The sequence below is a fragment of the Myxococcus sp. MxC21-1 genome (genome assembly GCF_032612255.1).
Classification (GTDB): domain Bacteria; phylum Myxococcota; class Myxococcia; order Myxococcales; family Myxococcaceae; genus Myxococcus; species Myxococcus virescens.
Genome location: NZ_CP123278.1, coordinates 3,590,844 through 3,606,221, shown reverse-complemented (window position 1 = coordinate 3,606,221; position 15,378 = coordinate 3,590,844). Strand labels below are relative to the sequence as shown.

Below are 15,378 nucleotides of genomic sequence, written 5' to 3'. Positions count from 1 at the left end.
GACACCCCCGCCCTCCCCGAGCGTCAATCGCGATACTCCACGACACGGCGATGACGCACGGCGGCTACCGCGCTGTCCGCCCGTCCGTCCCTCAGCGAAGGACCCAGGCGCTCGTGCGGAGCAGCAGCCGGGCCGCGCGCCGCACGGCGTCCACGCGGCGCGCCGCGGTCGCTGGCGGGGTGACGGGCGCATCCCAATCGAAGGTGCGGAGCCGGTTCAGGAAGCCCTGTTGGACGCAGCCCTCCAGGCTGAAGACGTGGAGGTCATGCGTCCAGCGCACCGCCAGACGCAGGTCACGCGAGAACTCCGTCCAATCCAGGGGCTTCGCGGCGAAGGCGCCGGGGAGCTCCACGCCCCCGCCGGTGATGCCCACCGCCAGGGACTGACTTCCGGGCCCGTAGCTCCAGAGCACGGAGGGCCCATGGGGCCGCAGGAAGCTGGTGTAGAGCATGAGGACCTCACGGTCCGCCGGCAGGTCGAGCACCCCCGCCAGCCGCTGCACCAGCGTGGAGCGCGACTCCCGCTCGTCCACGATGATGGGGAACTGGTAGGCATCCACCCGGTAGCCGTCCGCGCGGATGCGCTCCATCAGCCGCGCGTACCCTGCCCTCGCGTCCCGGACGCGGCGCCCCTGCACGAGCCTGGGCAGGATTTCGCCCAACTGCCGCCACCCGCCTTCCATCCATCGCCGTAGCTCGCGGATGTCCGGCTCGATGTCCAGCCCCACGCCCTCCCACGCCAGGTGGTGCTCGGCCGTCCAGGCCTGGAAGGCCTCGTAGCGCGCCGTGGCCTGCGCCACGTTGCCCGCATGAAACCAGTAGCCCTCGTCGGTGGGCAGCAGCAGCCACGCCGTGACGGGAATCCCCATCCGGTTCAGCCGCTGGACCACCTGGGCCCGCTCCGGCCCCAGGTCGAGCAGGCCCAGGCTCACCCCGGCCTCCAGCGCCGCCAGGTCCTCCACGACGCCAGGAGTGGCGAATAGCTCACGCAGTGGCTCCGCCTCCAACTCGCAAAAGAAGGTCAGCATGTGAGGTTTCATGTCAGCCTCGCGCCTCCCCGCGCACCGCTCGACGTCCGTGCGCCATATCACCGTGAAGGAGCCACATGGAGTTCCACAAGGGCCGGCTGTTCGATCACGTCCATCTGCGCGTCCAGGACCTCGATGCCAGCAAGCGATTCTATCGCGCGGTGCTGGACGTGTTGGGCGTGCCCCTGGCCTTCCAGGCGCGGGACCCATCGAGGCCGTGTTCCATGGCCCGGTGACGCGCTCGGCGGAGTCCGTGGTGATGAAGCCGGCGTTCTGACGCGGGGCGTCTGCCTGGCTGCGAACCGGCGGTGGTGTCTTCCGGTTCGCACCCGCGGCCGTATTCCGCTGGACGCTCGGGCGCTCCGGGCGTCAGAAGCTGGACGGGATGTCCCGCGCGCTGACGCGAGGGTGACCTGCGATGATTACGAGCAGGTCATGGCGTCTCCAGATGGCACCGACACCCTGCTCCTCATCGAGAGCGTCAAGCCCCGGCTCCGAGGTGTCTCCCACGCCGTGGCCTTCGTGGCGGCGCTGCTCGGGTGCATCCAACTGGCGCTGATGCCAGTGCGCGGCCCCCAGTACCTGGCCGACCTCGTGTTCGGTGGCAGCCTGGTGCTGATGTTCGGCGTGAGCGCCACCTACCACCGCTTCACCTGGGGCATGGACGCGTACCGGCGCATCCAGCGCTTCGACCACGCGGCCATCTACATCCTCATCGCGGGCTCATTCACGCCCATGGCCACGCTGGACACCACGGGTGACACCAGCCTGTACCTGCTCTGGTTGATGTGGATCGCCGCGCTGACCGGCGCGGGCCTCACGCTCCTGGGCGTGCACACCTCGCGAGGGCTGCGCTCCGCGCTCTACGTCGCCCTGGGCGCCGTGGCCACGCCGGTGATGCTGCGGCTCCCCGAGGTGATTGGCTCCGGGCGCGTCGCGTGGCTCGTGCTGGGCGGGGTGCTCTACGCCGTGGGCGCGGTCGTCTATGCGCGCCGCTGGCCCGACCCGATTCCCACCGTCTTCGGCTACCACGAAATCTTCCACCTGCTCGTCGTGGCCGCGGCGGGCGTGCACTACGCCGTCATCCTGGACATCGTGGGCGGCGCCTGATGCCGGCGTGTCGGCGCTATCGCCGGTGGCAGCGGTCGTAGGGCCATTCCCGCTCGCGCTCGCAGCGGACGAAACAGGCGTAGCAGTCTCCCGCCCACCGCCCCCGCCCCGCGTCCTTGCACCGGGCATGGGTGTCCACGCAGCGCCGCTTCCATCCCGCCTTCGCACCGTCGTCCCGGCTCGCCTCGCGCTCCTTCGCCACGGCCTGGATTTCCGCCAGGTACACGACGGCTTCCGAGGCCGAGAGACCGCACAACTCAGGTTGCGCCGGATGACGCTGGAGGCAACACGAGATGGTGTCGAGACACGTCGTGGCGGGCGTGGAGGCTTCGCGGCGGTTGACAGCGCCCGTGGCGCCGCAGGAGCAGCCCAGCGCCAGGCTCGCGAGCACGATGAGGAGGGACGCGGAGAGGTTCGTCTTCGGCATGGAAGAGGCCTAGAACACGAGGCCCCTTCCACCGACCATCACCCTGGATGGGTATTCCCAGGGCGTCCGCGCCGCCTCGGCGTCCGCGGCTTCAGTACGACCAGGGGAAGCGCTTGAAGTCGCGCTTGCGCTTCTGGACGAAGGCGTCGCGGCCTTCCTGCGCCTCGTCGGTGCCGTAGGCCAGGCGCGTGGCCTCGCCCGCGAAGAGCTGCTGGCCCACCAGTCCGTCGTCGGGCAGGTTGAACGCGTACTTCAACATCTTGATGGCCGTGGGGCTCTTCGTGTTGATCTCCGCAGCCCACTCCAGCGCGAACTCCTCCAGCTGCGCATGGGGCACCACGGCGTTGACCATGCCCATCTGGAAGGCCTCCTCCGCCGAGTAGTTGGCGCCCACGAAGAAGATCTCCCGCGCCCGCTTCTGACCAATCTGCCGCGCCAGCAGCGCCGAACCGTAGCCGGCGTCGAACGACGCCACGTCCGCGTCCGTCTGCTTGAACACCGCGTGCTCCTTGCTGGCGATGGTCATGTCACAGACGACGTGAAGGCTGTGCCCGCCACCCACGGCCCAGCCCGGCACCACGGCGATGACGGCCTTGGGCAGGAAGCGAATCTGCCGCTGGACCTCCAGGATGTGGAGGCGGCCCAGGCGCGCGGGGTCGGACTCACCCTCCTCGCCCTCGTACTGGTAGCCGTCCTTGCCGCGGATGCGCTGGTCACCACCGGAGCAGAAGGCCCAGCCGCCATCCTTGGGCGACGGCCCGTTGCCCGTGATGAGCACGCACCCCACGTCCGTCATGAAGCGCGTGGCCTCCAGCGCGCGGGACAGCTCATCCACGGTGCGGGGCCGGAAGGCGTTGCGGACCTCCGGGCGGTTGAACGCGATGCGGACCGTGCCCTGGTCCACCGCGCGGTGGAAGGTGATGTCTTTGAACTTGAAGCCCTCGACGGCCTTCCAGCGCGCCGGATTGAAGATGTCCGAGACCATGGTGTTCTCACTCGGGGGAGAGAAGTGGATGCGCGCGGACCCTAGGCGCAGCGGCAGCGCCCGTCCAGGGATGCGCGCGCAGCCCGCATGGGCGCCATCTGTCCGAACCTCGCGGAAGTGCTCAGACCCTGGCCTGAGCGCTCCGTCGGGTGCCCTACAGCGACACGCGGCAGCACCCGGGCCCTGCTTGTGCGCGGCGGGAAGAGGGGTGTTCCCTTCCGCCATGCACGTCCTGAGCGAGGGAGAACCATGCACCTGGACCCGAGGTTCCTGCTGCACCGACGCGCAGTGCTGACCGCGATGGCGGGAGGCGCAGCCGCCTCCCTTCTGGGCTGCCGGAGAAAACCGACGTCCACCCCCACGCCGGAAGGCGTCTACATCCCAGACGTGAAGTCGGGCGAGGACGTCTTCGGCTACGTCCAGCGGCTCCGGGGCGGCTTCGACGACACGCTCTACAAGCAGGTGCTGGGCGCGGCCAACACCTTCAAGGAGGGCGACGCGCTCGTGGGCGTCGCCGCCGCGGATGAGAACTCGCGTGCGAATGCGCGCAGGCTCTTGGGGCACACGCGGCTGGCGGACGTGCGGCGACACCCTTTGCACCAGGATGCGTTGTACGCACTGAGCCTGGAGGCCGAGGACTCGCAGGCGGCGGCGCTGACGGCGGACTGGACGTTGGGACGGCTGAGGAAGTTCCTGCTGGAGTCCGACGAGGCGGCCATTCATGCCATCGGCCCCGGGCTGGGCAGTGATGCCATTGGCTGCGTCGTCAAGCTGATGAGTGACGCGGAGCTTATCGCGCTGGGAAGCAAGGTGTTCAACCCGCTACCAGGCAGCAAGGTGGGCGCGCGGGGCTACATGGGGGCGCGCATCCAGCCCAACTCGCCCACCGACAACGTGGACGACATCCGCTGGCAGGTGTTCGACGGCTTCTCATACGCGGTGGGTGACGTGGTGCTGGGATGCAACCCGGTGTCCTCCACGCCGGAGTCCGTGGCCGCCATCGAGTCCGCCCTGCTCGAGGTGCTGGTGACCTTCGGACTGACGGACGTACTGCCCCACTGCGTGCTGTCCCATATCGACGTGCAGGCGGAGGTGGAGCGGCGGCAGCCCGGCACCACGGGCGTCTGGTTCCAGAGCATCGCTGGCAGCGACAGCGCCAACGCGACCTTCGACATCTCCGTGGAGAAGATGCTCGCCTACGCGGACGGGCGCACCGGGCCTTTCGGGCTCTACTTCGAGACGGGCCAGGGCGCGGACTTCACCAACGGCCATGGCCACGGCTACGACATGGTCCTCCACGAGTCGCGCAAGTACGGCTTCGCGAGGGCCCTGTCCCAACGTGTGTCCCGGGCGCGGCAGGGCGCGGCGCCATGGGTGCACCTCAACGACGTCGCGGGCTTCATCGGGCCGGAGGTGTTCCGCACCCGTGAGCAGCTGGTGCGCTGCTGCCTGGAAGACATCGCGATGGGCAAGCTGCACGGGCTCACCATTGGCCTGGACATCTGCTCCACGCTGCACATGGACGTGTCACTGGACGACCTGGACTGGTGCATCGAGCGCATCATGCCGGCGAATCCGGCGTACCTCATGGCGCTGCCCACGAAGAACGACCCGATGCTGGGCTACCTCACCACCGGGTTCCAGGACCACGTCCGCATCCGCGAGCAGTTCGGCTACAAGGTGGATGACCGGATGTGGGCCTTCTTCCAGCGCCTGGGCGTCATCGACGCGGAGGGCAAGCCCACTCGCCACTTCGGTGACCCGGTCTGGGTCTATCTCCAGTACCTGCGCGCGAAGGGCGACAGCCGGCCGGAGGCGGACATCCGGGCGGACGCGGAGCAGCAACTGTCGGCGATTCGTGCGCGCGGCGTGTCCATGGCGCGTGGGCACGGCACGCACCCGTGGGACCTGGAGCCCGCGCTGGACGCGGAGTTGCGCCGGGTCTACGCGGACTCGAAGAAGAGCCTGTGGACGGAGCTGACGCCCGCCTTCATCACCGCCGTTCCAGAGGGCGTGCGGCTGGTGTCGAAGTCGCAAGACCGGACGGAGTACATCCTCCACCCGGAGACGGGCGAGCAGCTCGACGCCGCGTCCCTGGAGGCGGTGCGCGCGATGAGGGCACGCCATGCGGGACGGTATGACGTGCAGTTGATGGTGTCCGACGGGCTCAACGCGCTGGCCATCATGGACGAGGGACAGCTCGCGCCCTATCTGGAGACACTGCGCGCGGCGCTGATTGCCGCGGGGTACCAGCCTGCTCCAGAGCATCTGGTGCTCACGTCCGGTCGCGTGCGCGCGGGGTACCGCGTGGGCGAAGCGCTGTACGCGGGCCTGGAGGACGCGGCCCGGCACCGGGGCCTCATCCACGTCATTGGCGAACGGCCCGGCACCGGCCACCACACCTTCTCCGCGTACATCACCGCGCCTCCCGGAGCCGTCTGGTCCCAGCCCGGCAAGGTGGACCACAACATCACCCGCGTGGTGTCCGGGGTCGCGCTCACGGCGTATGCGCCCTCACTGGCGGCGCCGGAGACAGTGCGGCTGCTTCAGCAACTGGCGCCCCGGGGCGGGTGACCTCCGGAGGCGACGACGCCCCGGGCAATGGCCACCCTCATCGGCCGCGAGCCATTGACCGTCGCGTCGTGCCCCGCCAGTCGTGGATGCAGTCCCGCCATCGAGCGCCCGCCGCGTCATCGACCGTGGGACGCCCGATGCGGGGACTGCGTGGGTCAGTCCACGACCGCCGTGGCTTCAATCTCGACGAGGACGCCCGGCTCGAAGAGCACGGCGACGCCAATCAGCGAGGCTGGCGCCGGCACGATGTTCAACTCCTTGGAGACCTGCTCGATGCCGGCCAGGAAGTCCGGCATCCGCTCGTGCTTCCAGTCGACCACGTAGATCGTCAGCCGAACGACGTCGTTGAACGTCGCCCCGGCCGCCGCGAGAGCGATGGCGACGTTGCGGTAGGCCTGCGCGACCTGCCCAGCCAGGTCTCCTCGTGCGACGAGCCGCCCCTCCGCGTCGTACGCGACCTGCCCTGCGATGTGCACCTGCCTGCTGCCGGTGGCGACCGCCACCTGTCGGTACACGTCAGGCTTCATCATTCCTTCGGGGTTCATCAGGGTGACAGGCACGGGTGCTCTCCCATGGGTGAGGTTGAGGAACGGAGCGATTGCCGGACGCGTATACCGAGCCCACTGACGAACGGCGTTCCCCACTCCAGCGACGGGAGGGCTACAATCGAGAGGTCGCCATGAAACGCGCCCATCTGGATGAGATCTTCGCCTTCATGGCCGTCGTGGACGCGGGCAGTTTCGTCAGCGGTGGCCGGGCCATCGGGCTGACGCGCTCGGCGGCTGGCAAGGCCCTGGCCCGGCTGGAATCCCGCCTGGGGGTGCGTCTGCTCAATCGCACGACACGCCACCTGAGTCTCACCGACGATGGCCGTGTCTTCCATGAGCATTGCCAACAAGTCCTGGCGGCTTTGGATGAAGCAGAAGCCAGCGTCGGAGATCACACGGGCACGCCCCGGGGCGTCTTGCGACTCACCGTGCCCGACGCATTCGGCAGACTGCATGTCCTGCCCGTGCTGAAGAAGTATCTGCAGACCTGGCCCGACGTGCAGGTGGAGGTGAGCTTCACCGATCGCGTCGCGGACATCATCGAGGAGGGATACGACCTGGCCGTGCGCATCAATGTCACCAGCACCGATACACGACTGGTGTCCCGGCTCGTGGCGCAACATCGGGTGTTCGTCTGCGCCGCCCCCTCGTACCTGGCCGCGCGCGGCGAACCCCAGACATTGGAGGAGCTCGCGACGCATGATTGCCTGCTCTTCAGTAGCCGCGCGCGACGACAGCGTTGGCGACTGCGCCCGAAGGGTGGCTCCTATGTGACGGTGGAGGGTCGAAGCCGCCTACGGCTCGACAGCGGAGAGGCCATCCGGGACGCGGCTGTCGCGGGACTGGGCATCGCTTTTCTTCCCAGCTTTCTGGTCGACGAAGACATGGCGCGTGGACGTCTCAAGGCGCTGCTGCCGTCATGCGAGACGGAGGTCGTCCGGATCATGGCGTTCTACCCGAGCAAACGTCACCTGCCAGCCAAGGTGCGGCGCTTCATCGACCTGTTGGTCGAGCAATAGCGCGCGACGTCGCATCCCGCGGTGTCTCAGGTATCCGTGGGGCGGAGGACCTCCAAGCGCCCGGGGCGCGAGAAGTGCCGAGCGTGCTGAGATTTGCGAATGCGGCAGGAGACCGAATTGCCTGCCGCCAATTCGCGAGCCTTGCCCGGCTCTGCTGGGCAGCGCCCAAACGCTCGTGGCGCATGTCAGACGCTCCGAGTAGGGTGGTGGTCACTCACGCCACCATGAATCCCGCCGAGAAAGCCGCCCTCTTCCTCGAGCGCCTCCGGGAAGCCCATCCGGATGCGCGCTACGAACTCAACTGGTCCACGCCTTTCGAGCTGCTCGTCGCCACCATCCTGGCCGCGCAGTGCACCGACGAGCGCGTCAACCGCGTCACCGCCACTGTCTTCCCCAAGTACCCGGGTCCACAGGCCTTCGCCGACGCGGACACCGCCGCGCTGGAGGAGGACCTCAAACCCACCGGCTTCTTCAAGCAGAAGACGAAGTCCGTGCAGGCCATGAGCCGCGCGCTCCTCGACAAGTTCGGCGGAGAGGTCCCCCGCACCATCGACGAACTGGTGACGCTCCCGGGCGTGGCGCGGAAGACGGCCAACGTCGTCCTCAACACCGCCTTCAATCTCCCCTCCGGCATCATCGTCGACACCCACGTGGCGCGCGTCAGCCAGCGCCTGGGCCTGACGAAGAAAGACAAACCCGAGGCGATTGAAGAAGACCTGATGAAGCTGGTGCCCCAGGAGCAGTGGACCTTCTTCGGCCCCGCCACCGTCCTCCATGGGCGTTACACCTGCACCGCAAAGAAGCCGAAATGCGACGACTGCATCGTGAAGGATGTGTGCCCGCGTATCGGTGTGTAACCGAATCCCTGCCCGCCTGTGGGATATGAATGTCTTTTCGCGTACGCTTCTGGGACGCGAAAAGACGCGCATCAATAACAGAGGAATTCGCAATCGAGGTGGCGGTATGACGTTGTTCAGCCATCATGCCCACCGCCCCTTCCTCCGCTGCCTCCGCACCGCACACCGAAGCCCGTCCGGTCGAGGCAGGTGAGCGCCTGGAGTTGATCGACGCGCTGCGTGGCTTCGCGCTCTTTGGCATTCTCGTCTCCAACGTGCAGATGTGGTTCAGCGGCAGGGTGTTCCTGTCCCGGGAACAATTCGAGGCGTCCATCGCCAATGCCTCGCTCGTGGACACCATCACCCGGTATGCCTTCGAGGTGCTGGTCTCCGGGAAGTTCATCACCCTCTTCGCCTTCCTCTTCGGCCTGGGTTTCGCGGTGCAGCTCGGCCGGGCCGAGGCGCGAGGTGGCGGCTTCGTCCCGCTCTACGCGAGGCGGCTGACAGTCTTGCTGGTGGTGGGTGTCCTGCACCTGTTCCTGCTCTGGTACGGCGACATCCTTTCCTCCTATGCGCTGATGGGCTTCTGCCTGCTGCTCCTGCGGCGGCGTTCGGAGCGGACGCTGCTCATCATCGCGGCGGTGCTCGTCCTGGTGTGGCCACTGCTCATGAACCTCCTCTGGCGGCTGCCGCAGCTCCTGGCGGCCTCACCCGAGGCCGGTGCCGCGGTCATGGCCGCGGCCCGCGAGAAGACCTCCGCCATCCACGCGCGGATGCTGACGGCCATCACTGGGGGAAGCTGGTGGGACGTAACGAAGACCAGCGCCGGGTTCTACCGCGATGAGTTCTTCACGATGATGCTGGCCGGGCTGCTGACCTGTCTGGGCCGCTTCGCGCTCGGGCTGTGGGCGGGACGGCGCCGCATCTTCCAGGACGTCCCCTCGCACCTGGGTTTCTTTCGCCGCCTGCTCGGCTGGGGGCTGGTGGCCGCGGTGGTGGGCTCCGTGCCCGGCGTGGTGGTGACGGTGCTCATGCAGAAGAAGGTGCTCACGCCGGAGACGATGCCCGTGTGGCTGCCCCTGGTGCTGGCGCCGCTGCGCAACCTGGCACAGGTGGGGCTCGCGGGCGTGTATCTGGCGGGCATCACCCTGCTCTTCCAGCGCGCCACCTGGCAGCGAGCGCTGGGACTGCTCGCGCCCGCGGGACGCATGGCGCTGACGAACTACCTGTCGCAGACGGTCATCAGCCTGCTCATCTTCTATGGCTATGGCCTGGGACAGGTGGGCAAGCAGGGCCCCTTCGCGTGTGTCGTCATCTGCGTGGGCGTCTTCTGCGTCCAGGTGCTGTGGAGCCACCTGTGGCTGTCACGCTTCCGCTTCGGCCCGGTGGAGTGGGCGTGGCGCTCTTTGACGTACGGGAAGGCTCAGCCCATGCGGCGCGCCGCGTCCGACGCGCCCGCCCCCCTGACGGCGTGACGGGCTGGACCTGGCGACGTCAAACGGATGACCATGGCGCTACCCCCCAAACGGCCACCCTCGCTGACATGGGGGAAACCGTCACCGGACTCATCCACAAGGAGACGGACCTGGACGCCATCTCGGTTCCGCTCGACCCGGATGTGTTCTACCGGCTGTCCTGCACCCGGGCATGTATGCTGACGACGCGCACTTCCGGCGCCCCCCTCTACATGATGAATATCGAGGACGGCTTGTGGCACGTCCATACGCCGGCTTCGGGGCTCGTCACGTTCATCGTCAGCTCGAGGTCCATTCCCTACGACTTCACGTTCAAGTTGGACCAGGCAAGCACCGATGACCACGGCGACGACGCCGAACACGCCACACCGCAGGTCGTTCCCGTGAACGCGGCCGGCGTCTTCGAGTTGGGCTCGGACGTGGACGTCCTTTCCTTCGAGTTGGAGGCGGGCCGGACCTACGTCGTGCGCGGCAGCAGAACGACCATCCGGCTCCTTGATCCCCTTGGCGCGCAGGTCGCCCTGGCGTACGAGAGGGAAACGGGGAACCAGACCTTCACAGCCCCATCGTCCGGGACGCATGTCGCGGAGCTCAAGTCTGAGAATCCCTACCTGCAGCGTGAGACGGCCTGGAGTTTCTCCCTGCGCGAGCAGTGAGCACGTTCCCCGTCGCCGCACAACAGCGGGCGAAAGCCACAACGTGCGCTACCGCACCGGACTCAAGGGCCGCCTGGTCGCTGAATTCAAGGAAATGCGGGCCCGCCCCCTGCACTACTGCCAGGTACGCTACGCGTTTTGAGCCGGACTCCGTTTCATGGACGTGACGTGAGCGGCCCGGCCTGTGGCAGACTCTGCCGGACAATGTGGGATTGGATCCGCCAGCTGGCGGAGTGGTCGCGGGACGATGTTCCGTTCACCGTGGCGACCGTGACGGTGTGTCAGGGAAGTACCCCCGCCAAGCCTGGCGCGAAGCTGCTCGTCCGCGCGGACGGGACGTTCCACGGCACCGTGGGCGGTGGCCACCTGGAGCAGCTCGTCCTCGCGGACGCCCGCGCCTGCCTGGAGAAAGGGGAACCCCGTGCGCACCGGTATCCGCTGGGCTCGAAGCTCGGCCAATGCTGTGGCGGCGTGGTGGACGTCTTCATGGAGCCGGTGAACCACGGCCCGCGCCTGTACCTCTTCGGCGCCGGCCACGTGGGTCAGGCCCTGTGCCGCACGTTGGACGGCACCCCCTTCCAGGTCCACCTCGTCGACGAGCGCCCCGAGTGGGTCCACGGCGAGCGCATCCCCGCCTCGGTCATCCGCCACGAGGAGCCGTGGGACGTCTTCGCCTCGCGCGCCGTCTGGGACGCGCGCCGCACGTACATCGCGGTGATGACGCACCGGCATGACCTGGACCAGGACATCATCGCCTTCGCCTTGGAGAAGCCCGCGCGCTACGTGGGCCTCATTGGAAGCAACACCAAGTGGGCCCGCTTCCGTCAGCGCCTGGAGGCCCGGGGCGCGACGGCGGCGCAGCTGGCCCGCGTGCGCTGCCCCATCGGGCTGGAGATTGGCGGCAAGTCGCCCCAGGAAGTCGCGGTGAGCATCGCCGCCGGACTCCTTCAGCTCCATCACCAGGGCGCAGACACCGAAACTACCGCCGAGGCCCCGCCCTCGGAGCCGCCCCGCCTGCGCGGGGGCTCGTCAGGAGAATGAGCACTATGTTCGAGTTCCAGCTCAATGGCGCGACGGTCCGCGTCGATGGCGTCTCCCCCAACACCACGCTGCTCGACTTCCTGCGTGCCCGCGGTCTCACCGGCACCAAGCAGGGCTGCGCCGAGGGCGACTGCGGCGCGTGCACCGTGGCCCTGGTGGACCGGGACGCCCAGGGCAACCGGTGCCTGCGCGCCTTCAACGCCTGCATCGCCCTGGTGCCCATGGTGGCCGGCCGTGAGCTGGTGACGGTGGAAGGCGTGGGCAGCTGCGAGAAGCCCCACCCGGTGCAGCAGGCCATGGTGAAGCACTACGGTTCGCAGTGTGGCTTCTGCACGCCGGGCTTCATCGTCTCCATGGCGGAGGCGTACTCCCGCAAGGACGTCTGTACCCCGTCAGCCGTGGCGGACCAGCTCTGTGGCAACCTCTGTCGCTGCACCGGCTACCGCCCCATTCGCGACGCGATGATGGAGGCGCTGGCCCGGCGCGACGAAGGACCGGCGCCCGCCACGGCGATCCCCTCCGCGCCGCTCGGAGGTCCCGCCGAGCCCCTGTCCCCGCTGCGCTACGAGGCCGGTGGACAGACCTTCCTGCGTCCCACGTCGTGGGAGGCGTTGCTCGACCTGCGCGCGAAGCACCCGGAGGCCCACCTGGTGGCGGGCGCCACTGAATTGGGCGTGGACATCACCAAGAAGTCCCGCCGCTACCCCTTCCTCATCTCCACCGAGGGCGTGGAGTCCCTGCGCGCGGTCCGCCGTGGGGAGGATGGCTGGTACGTGGGCGGCGCGGCCTCACTGGTGGCGCTGGAAGAGGCCCTGGGTGACGAGCTGCCCGAGGTGACGAAGATGCTCAACGTCTTCGCCTCCCGGCAGATTCGCCAGCGCGCCACGCTGGCGGGCAACCTGGTGACCGCGTCGCCCATTGGCGACATGGCGCCGGTGTTGCTCGCCCTGGATGCCTCGCTCGTCCTGGGCTCGGTGCGGGGCGAGCGCACGGTGGCGTTGTCCGACTTCTTCCTCGCCTACCGGAAGACGGCGCTCCAACCGGACGAGGTCGTCCGCCACATCCTCATCCCCCACGCCGCCGTGCCCGAGGGCGGCCGGCGGCTCTCCGACTCCTTCAAGGTGTCCAAGCGGCGCGAGCTGGACATCAGCATCGTCGCCGCGGGCTTCCGCGTGGAGCTGGACGCGGGCGGCGTGGTGAAGCTGGCGCGCCTGGGCTACGGCGGCGTCGCGGCCACGCCGGTGCGTGCGCGCCGCGCGGAGGCGGTGCTCACCGGGCAGCCCTGGACGGCCGAGACGTTGGCGCACGTGCTGCCCGTGCTCGCGGAAGAAATCACGCCCATCAGCGACCTGCGCGGCAGCGCGGAGTACCGGCGAGGACTGGTGGCGGGCCTGCTGGAGAAGTTCTTCTCCGGCTCGCACAGCCCGGCCCTGGACGCCGCGCCGGGCTTCGACGCGGGTGAGGTCCAGGCCCCGCGGACGCGGGACGCGCGCTGCGGCACGAGAGCGCGCTGGGTCACGTGACGGGCAGCGCGCGGTACGTGGACGACATGGCGCAGAAGCGGCCCATGCTGGAGGTCTGGCCGGTGTGCTCGCCCCATGCGCACGCCCGCATCCTCAAGAGATCCCACCGCGGCGCGCAAGGTGCCCGGCGTGGTGAAGGTGCTCATGGCCGAGGACATCCCCGGCATGAACGACACCGGCCCCATCCGCCACGACGAGCCGCTGCTGGCGGACCGCGAGGTGCTCTTCCACGGGCAGATTGTCGCGCTGGTCGTGGGCGAGTCCGTGGAGGCCTGCCGCGCGGGCGCCCGCGCCGTGGAGGTGGAGTACGAGCCCCTGCCCGCCATCCTCACGGTGGAGGACGCCATGGCGCGGAGCAGCTACCACACCGAGCCGCACGTCATCCGCCGGGGCGACGTGGACGCCGCGCTGGACAGCAGCCCCCACCACCTGTCGGGCACGCTGACCATTGGCGGGCAGGAGCATTTCTACCTGGAGACGCAGGCCGCCTTCGCCGAGCGCGGTGACGACGGCGACATCACCGTCGTGTCCTCCACCCAGCACCCGTCCGAGGTGCAGGCCATCATCTCCCACGTGCTGCACCTGCCGCGTAGCCGCGTGGTGGTGCAGTCCCCGCATGGGCGGCGGCTTCGGCGGCAAGGAGACGCAGGGCAACGCGCCCGCCGCGTTCGTCGCGCTGGCCGCGTGGCACACGGGGCGCTCGGTGCGGTGGATGCTGGACCGCGACGTGGACATGGCGGTGACGGGCAAGCGCCACCCGTTCCATGCCGCCTACGAGGTGGGCTTCGACGACCAGGGACGGCTGCTGGCCCTGCGCGTCCAGCTGGTATCCAACGGTGGCTGGTCCCTGGACCTGTCCGAGTCCATCCTGGACCGCGCGCTGTTCCACCTGGACAACGCGTACTACGTGCCGGCGCTGGCGTACTCCGGGCAGGTGGCGAAAACCCACCTCGTCTCCAACACCGCCTTCCGCGGCTTCGGGGGTCCGCAGGGCATGCTGGTGACGGAGGAGGTCCTGGCCCGCGTGGCCCGGGCCGTGGGGCTACCGGCGGACGAGGTCCGCGAGCGCAACCTCTACCGCGGCACCGGGGAGACGAACACCACGCACTACGGCCAGGAGCTGGAGGACGAGCGAATCCTCCGCGTCTGGGAGGAGCTCAAGAAGTCGTCTGAGTTCGAGCGCCGGCAACGCGACGTGGCGGCGTTCAACGCCCAGTCCCCCTTCATCAAGCGGGGCCTGGCCATCACCCCGATGAAGTTCGGCATCTCCTTCACCGCCACCTTCCTCAATCAGGCCGGCGCGTTGGTGCACGTGTACCGGGACGGCTCGGTCATGGTGTCCCACGGCGGCACGGAGATGGGCCAGGGCCTGCACACCAAGGTGCTGGGCGTGGTCATGCGCGAGCTGGGCGTCACGGCGGACGCCGTGCGGATGGCGAAGACGGCGACGGACAAGGTGCCCAACACCTCCGCCACCGCGGCCTCCAGCGGCTCCGACCTGAACGGCGCCGCCATGCGGGTGGCCTGCGTCACCCTGCGGGAGCGGCTGGCCCCGGTGGCCATGCGCCTGCTGTCAGACCGGCACGGGCGAAGCGTGACGCCGGACGCCCTGCTGTTCAGCGACGGCAAGGTGGGCCTGCGCGGTGAGCCCGAGCTCTCCCTGCCCTTCGCGGACGTAGTGGAGGCGGCGTACCTGTCCCGGGTGAGCCTGTCCTCGACGGGCTACTACCAGACGCCGGGCATCGGCTACGACAAGGCCAAGGGCCGCGGACGCCCCTTCCTCTACTTCGCCTACGGCGCGGCGGTGTGCGAGGTGGAGGTGGACGGCCACACGGGCGTCAAGCGCGTGCTGCGCGTGGACCTGCTGGAGGACGTGGGCGATTCGCTCAACCCCGCCGTGGACCGTGGGCAGATTGAAGGCGGCTTCGTCCAGGGCCTGGGCTGGCTCACCGGCGAGGAGCTTCGCTGGGACGCGAATGGCCGGCTGCTCACGCACTCCGCCAGCACCTACGCGGTGCCGGCCTTCAGCGACGCGCCCATCGACTTCCGGGTGCGGCTGCTGGAGCGGGCGCACCAGCACAACACCATCCACGGCAGCAAGGCCGTGGGCGAGCCCCCTGATGCTGGCCATGTCCGCGCGCGAGGCCCTGCGTGAGG

The 15,378-nt window shown here is 68.9% G+C and carries 14 protein-coding genes and 1 pseudogene; 11 read left to right on the top strand and 4 right to left on the bottom strand.

Going from position 1 to position 15,378, the window contains the following annotated elements; genetic code table 11:
• Window positions 1–91: 91 nt before the first annotated feature.
• Window positions 92–1,090: a hypothetical protein gene (locus QEG98_RS16655; RefSeq protein ID WP_090494805.1), complete on the bottom strand. Its 999-nt coding sequence runs from the start codon at window positions 1,088–1,090 to the stop codon at window positions 92–94.
• A gap of 14 nt (window positions 1,091–1,104) precedes the next feature.
• Here QEG98_RS16655 and QEG98_RS16650 point away from each other — a divergent pair, with 14 nt between their 5' ends.
• Both QEG98_RS16650 and trhA read left to right on the top strand, forming a co-directional pair.
• Window positions 1,105–1,263 carry a VOC family protein gene (locus tag QEG98_RS16650; protein ID WP_316568097.1) on the top strand — a complete coding sequence of 53 codons (159 nt, stop codon included), beginning with the start codon at window positions 1,105–1,107 and terminating at the stop codon, window positions 1,261–1,263.
• A 103-nt stretch (window positions 1,264–1,366) separates the two neighbouring features.
• Window positions 1,367–2,137, top strand: a complete 771-nt coding sequence (gene trhA / locus QEG98_RS16645) for a PAQR family membrane homeostasis protein TrhA (protein ID WP_316567904.1) — start codon at window positions 1,367–1,369, stop codon at window positions 2,135–2,137.
• Window positions 2,138–2,153: 16 nt separating this feature from the next.
• Here trhA and QEG98_RS16640 read toward each other — a convergent pair whose 3' ends face one another.
• A complete protein-coding gene (locus tag QEG98_RS16640) occupies window positions 2,154–2,564 on the bottom strand; it encodes a hypothetical protein (protein WP_316567359.1) in 411 nt (136 codons plus the stop codon).
• Between the two features lie 91 nt (window positions 2,565–2,655).
• Complete coding sequence (locus QEG98_RS16635) at window positions 2,656–3,549, bottom strand: 1,4-dihydroxy-2-naphthoyl-CoA synthase (RefSeq protein ID WP_090494813.1); 894 nt, start codon at window positions 3,547–3,549, stop codon at window positions 2,656–2,658.
• 249 nt (window positions 3,550–3,798) lie between these two features.
• Here QEG98_RS16635 and eutB point away from each other — a divergent pair, with 249 nt between their 5' ends.
• Entirely contained in the window at window positions 3,799–6,123 is a 2,325-nt protein-coding gene (gene eutB, locus QEG98_RS16630; protein ID WP_316567358.1) for an ethanolamine ammonia-lyase subunit EutB, read from the top strand.
• 155 nt (window positions 6,124–6,278) lie between these two features.
• Here the strand turns inward: eutB and QEG98_RS16625 are convergent, their stop codons facing one another.
• Window positions 6,279–6,683, bottom strand: coding sequence for a RidA family protein (locus QEG98_RS16625; protein WP_316567357.1), 405 nt, complete (start codon window positions 6,681–6,683; stop codon window positions 6,279–6,281).
• 119 nt (window positions 6,684–6,802) lie between these two features.
• Here QEG98_RS16625 and QEG98_RS16620 point away from each other — a divergent pair, with 119 nt between their 5' ends.
• The 8 genes and pseudogenes from QEG98_RS16620 (at window position 6,803) to QEG98_RS16585 (ending at window position 15,376) form a co-directional block, all read left to right on the top strand.
• Complete coding sequence (locus QEG98_RS16620; RefSeq protein WP_316567356.1) at window positions 6,803–7,690, top strand: LysR family transcriptional regulator; 888 nt, start codon at window positions 6,803–6,805, stop codon at window positions 7,688–7,690.
• Between the two features lie 224 nt (window positions 7,691–7,914).
• Window positions 7,915–8,547 carry an endonuclease III gene (nth, locus tag QEG98_RS16615; protein ID WP_141591980.1) on the top strand — a complete coding sequence of 211 codons (633 nt, stop codon included), beginning with the start codon at window positions 7,915–7,917 and terminating at the stop codon, window positions 8,545–8,547.
• Window positions 8,548–8,672: 125 nt separating this feature from the next.
• Complete coding sequence (locus QEG98_RS16610; protein WP_316567355.1) at window positions 8,673–10,001, top strand: DUF418 domain-containing protein; 1,329 nt, start codon at window positions 8,673–8,675, stop codon at window positions 9,999–10,001.
• Between the two features lie 68 nt (window positions 10,002–10,069).
• Window positions 10,070–10,657: a hypothetical protein gene (locus QEG98_RS16605; protein WP_316567354.1), complete on the top strand. Its 588-nt coding sequence runs from the start codon at window positions 10,070–10,072 to the stop codon at window positions 10,655–10,657.
• A gap of 261 nt (window positions 10,658–10,918) precedes the next feature.
• The gene (gene xdhC, locus QEG98_RS16600) at window positions 10,919–11,698 is read left to right on the top strand and encodes a xanthine dehydrogenase accessory protein XdhC (protein WP_244172259.1); all 780 of its coding nucleotides are present in this window, start codon (window positions 10,919–10,921) and stop codon (window positions 11,696–11,698) included.
• Window positions 11,695–13,221: a xanthine dehydrogenase small subunit gene (xdhA, locus tag QEG98_RS16595; RefSeq protein WP_316567353.1), complete on the top strand. Its 1,527-nt coding sequence runs from the start codon at window positions 11,695–11,697 to the stop codon at window positions 13,219–13,221. The genes xdhC and xdhA overlap by 4 nt, the downstream gene beginning before the upstream one ends.
• Before the next feature lie 75 nt (window positions 13,222–13,296).
• Window positions 13,297–14,236 (top strand): annotated as a pseudogene (locus tag QEG98_RS41940) (molybdopterin cofactor-binding domain-containing protein); the annotation flags it as partial.
• Entirely contained in the window at window positions 14,216–15,376 is a 1,161-nt protein-coding gene (locus QEG98_RS16585; protein WP_410478073.1) for a molybdopterin cofactor-binding domain-containing protein, read from the top strand. The pseudogene QEG98_RS41940 and the gene QEG98_RS16585, both read left to right, overlap by 21 nt.
• Window positions 15,377–15,378: the final 2 nt, after the last annotated feature.

Coding starts and splice junctions, on each gene's coding strand:
- QEG98_RS16620 (WP_316567356.1), top strand. CDS start 6,803: ATGAAACGCGCCCATCTGGATGAGATCTTCGCCTTCATGGCCGTCGTG.
- QEG98_RS16610 (WP_316567355.1), top strand. CDS start 8,673: ATGCCCACCGCCCCTTCCTCCGCTGCCTCCGCACCGCACACCGAAGCC.
- nth (WP_141591980.1), top strand. CDS start 7,915: ATGAATCCCGCCGAGAAAGCCGCCCTCTTCCTCGAGCGCCTCCGGGAA.
- QEG98_RS16650 (WP_316568097.1), top strand. CDS start 1,105: ATGGAGTTCCACAAGGGCCGGCTGTTCGATCACGTCCATCTGCGCGTC.
- QEG98_RS16635 (WP_090494813.1), bottom strand. CDS start 3,549: ATGGTCTCGGACATCTTCAATCCGGCGCGCTGGAAGGCCGTCGAGGGC.
- eutB (WP_316567358.1), top strand. CDS start 3,799: ATGCACCTGGACCCGAGGTTCCTGCTGCACCGACGCGCAGTGCTGACC.
- xdhA (WP_316567353.1), top strand. CDS start 11,695: ATGAGCACTATGTTCGAGTTCCAGCTCAATGGCGCGACGGTCCGCGTC.
- QEG98_RS16605 (WP_316567354.1), top strand. CDS start 10,070: ATGGGGGAAACCGTCACCGGACTCATCCACAAGGAGACGGACCTGGAC.
- QEG98_RS16585 (WP_410478073.1), top strand. CDS start 14,216: ATGCTGGTGACGGAGGAGGTCCTGGCCCGCGTGGCCCGGGCCGTGGGG.
- QEG98_RS16640 (WP_316567359.1), bottom strand. CDS start 2,564: ATGCCGAAGACGAACCTCTCCGCGTCCCTCCTCATCGTGCTCGCGAGC.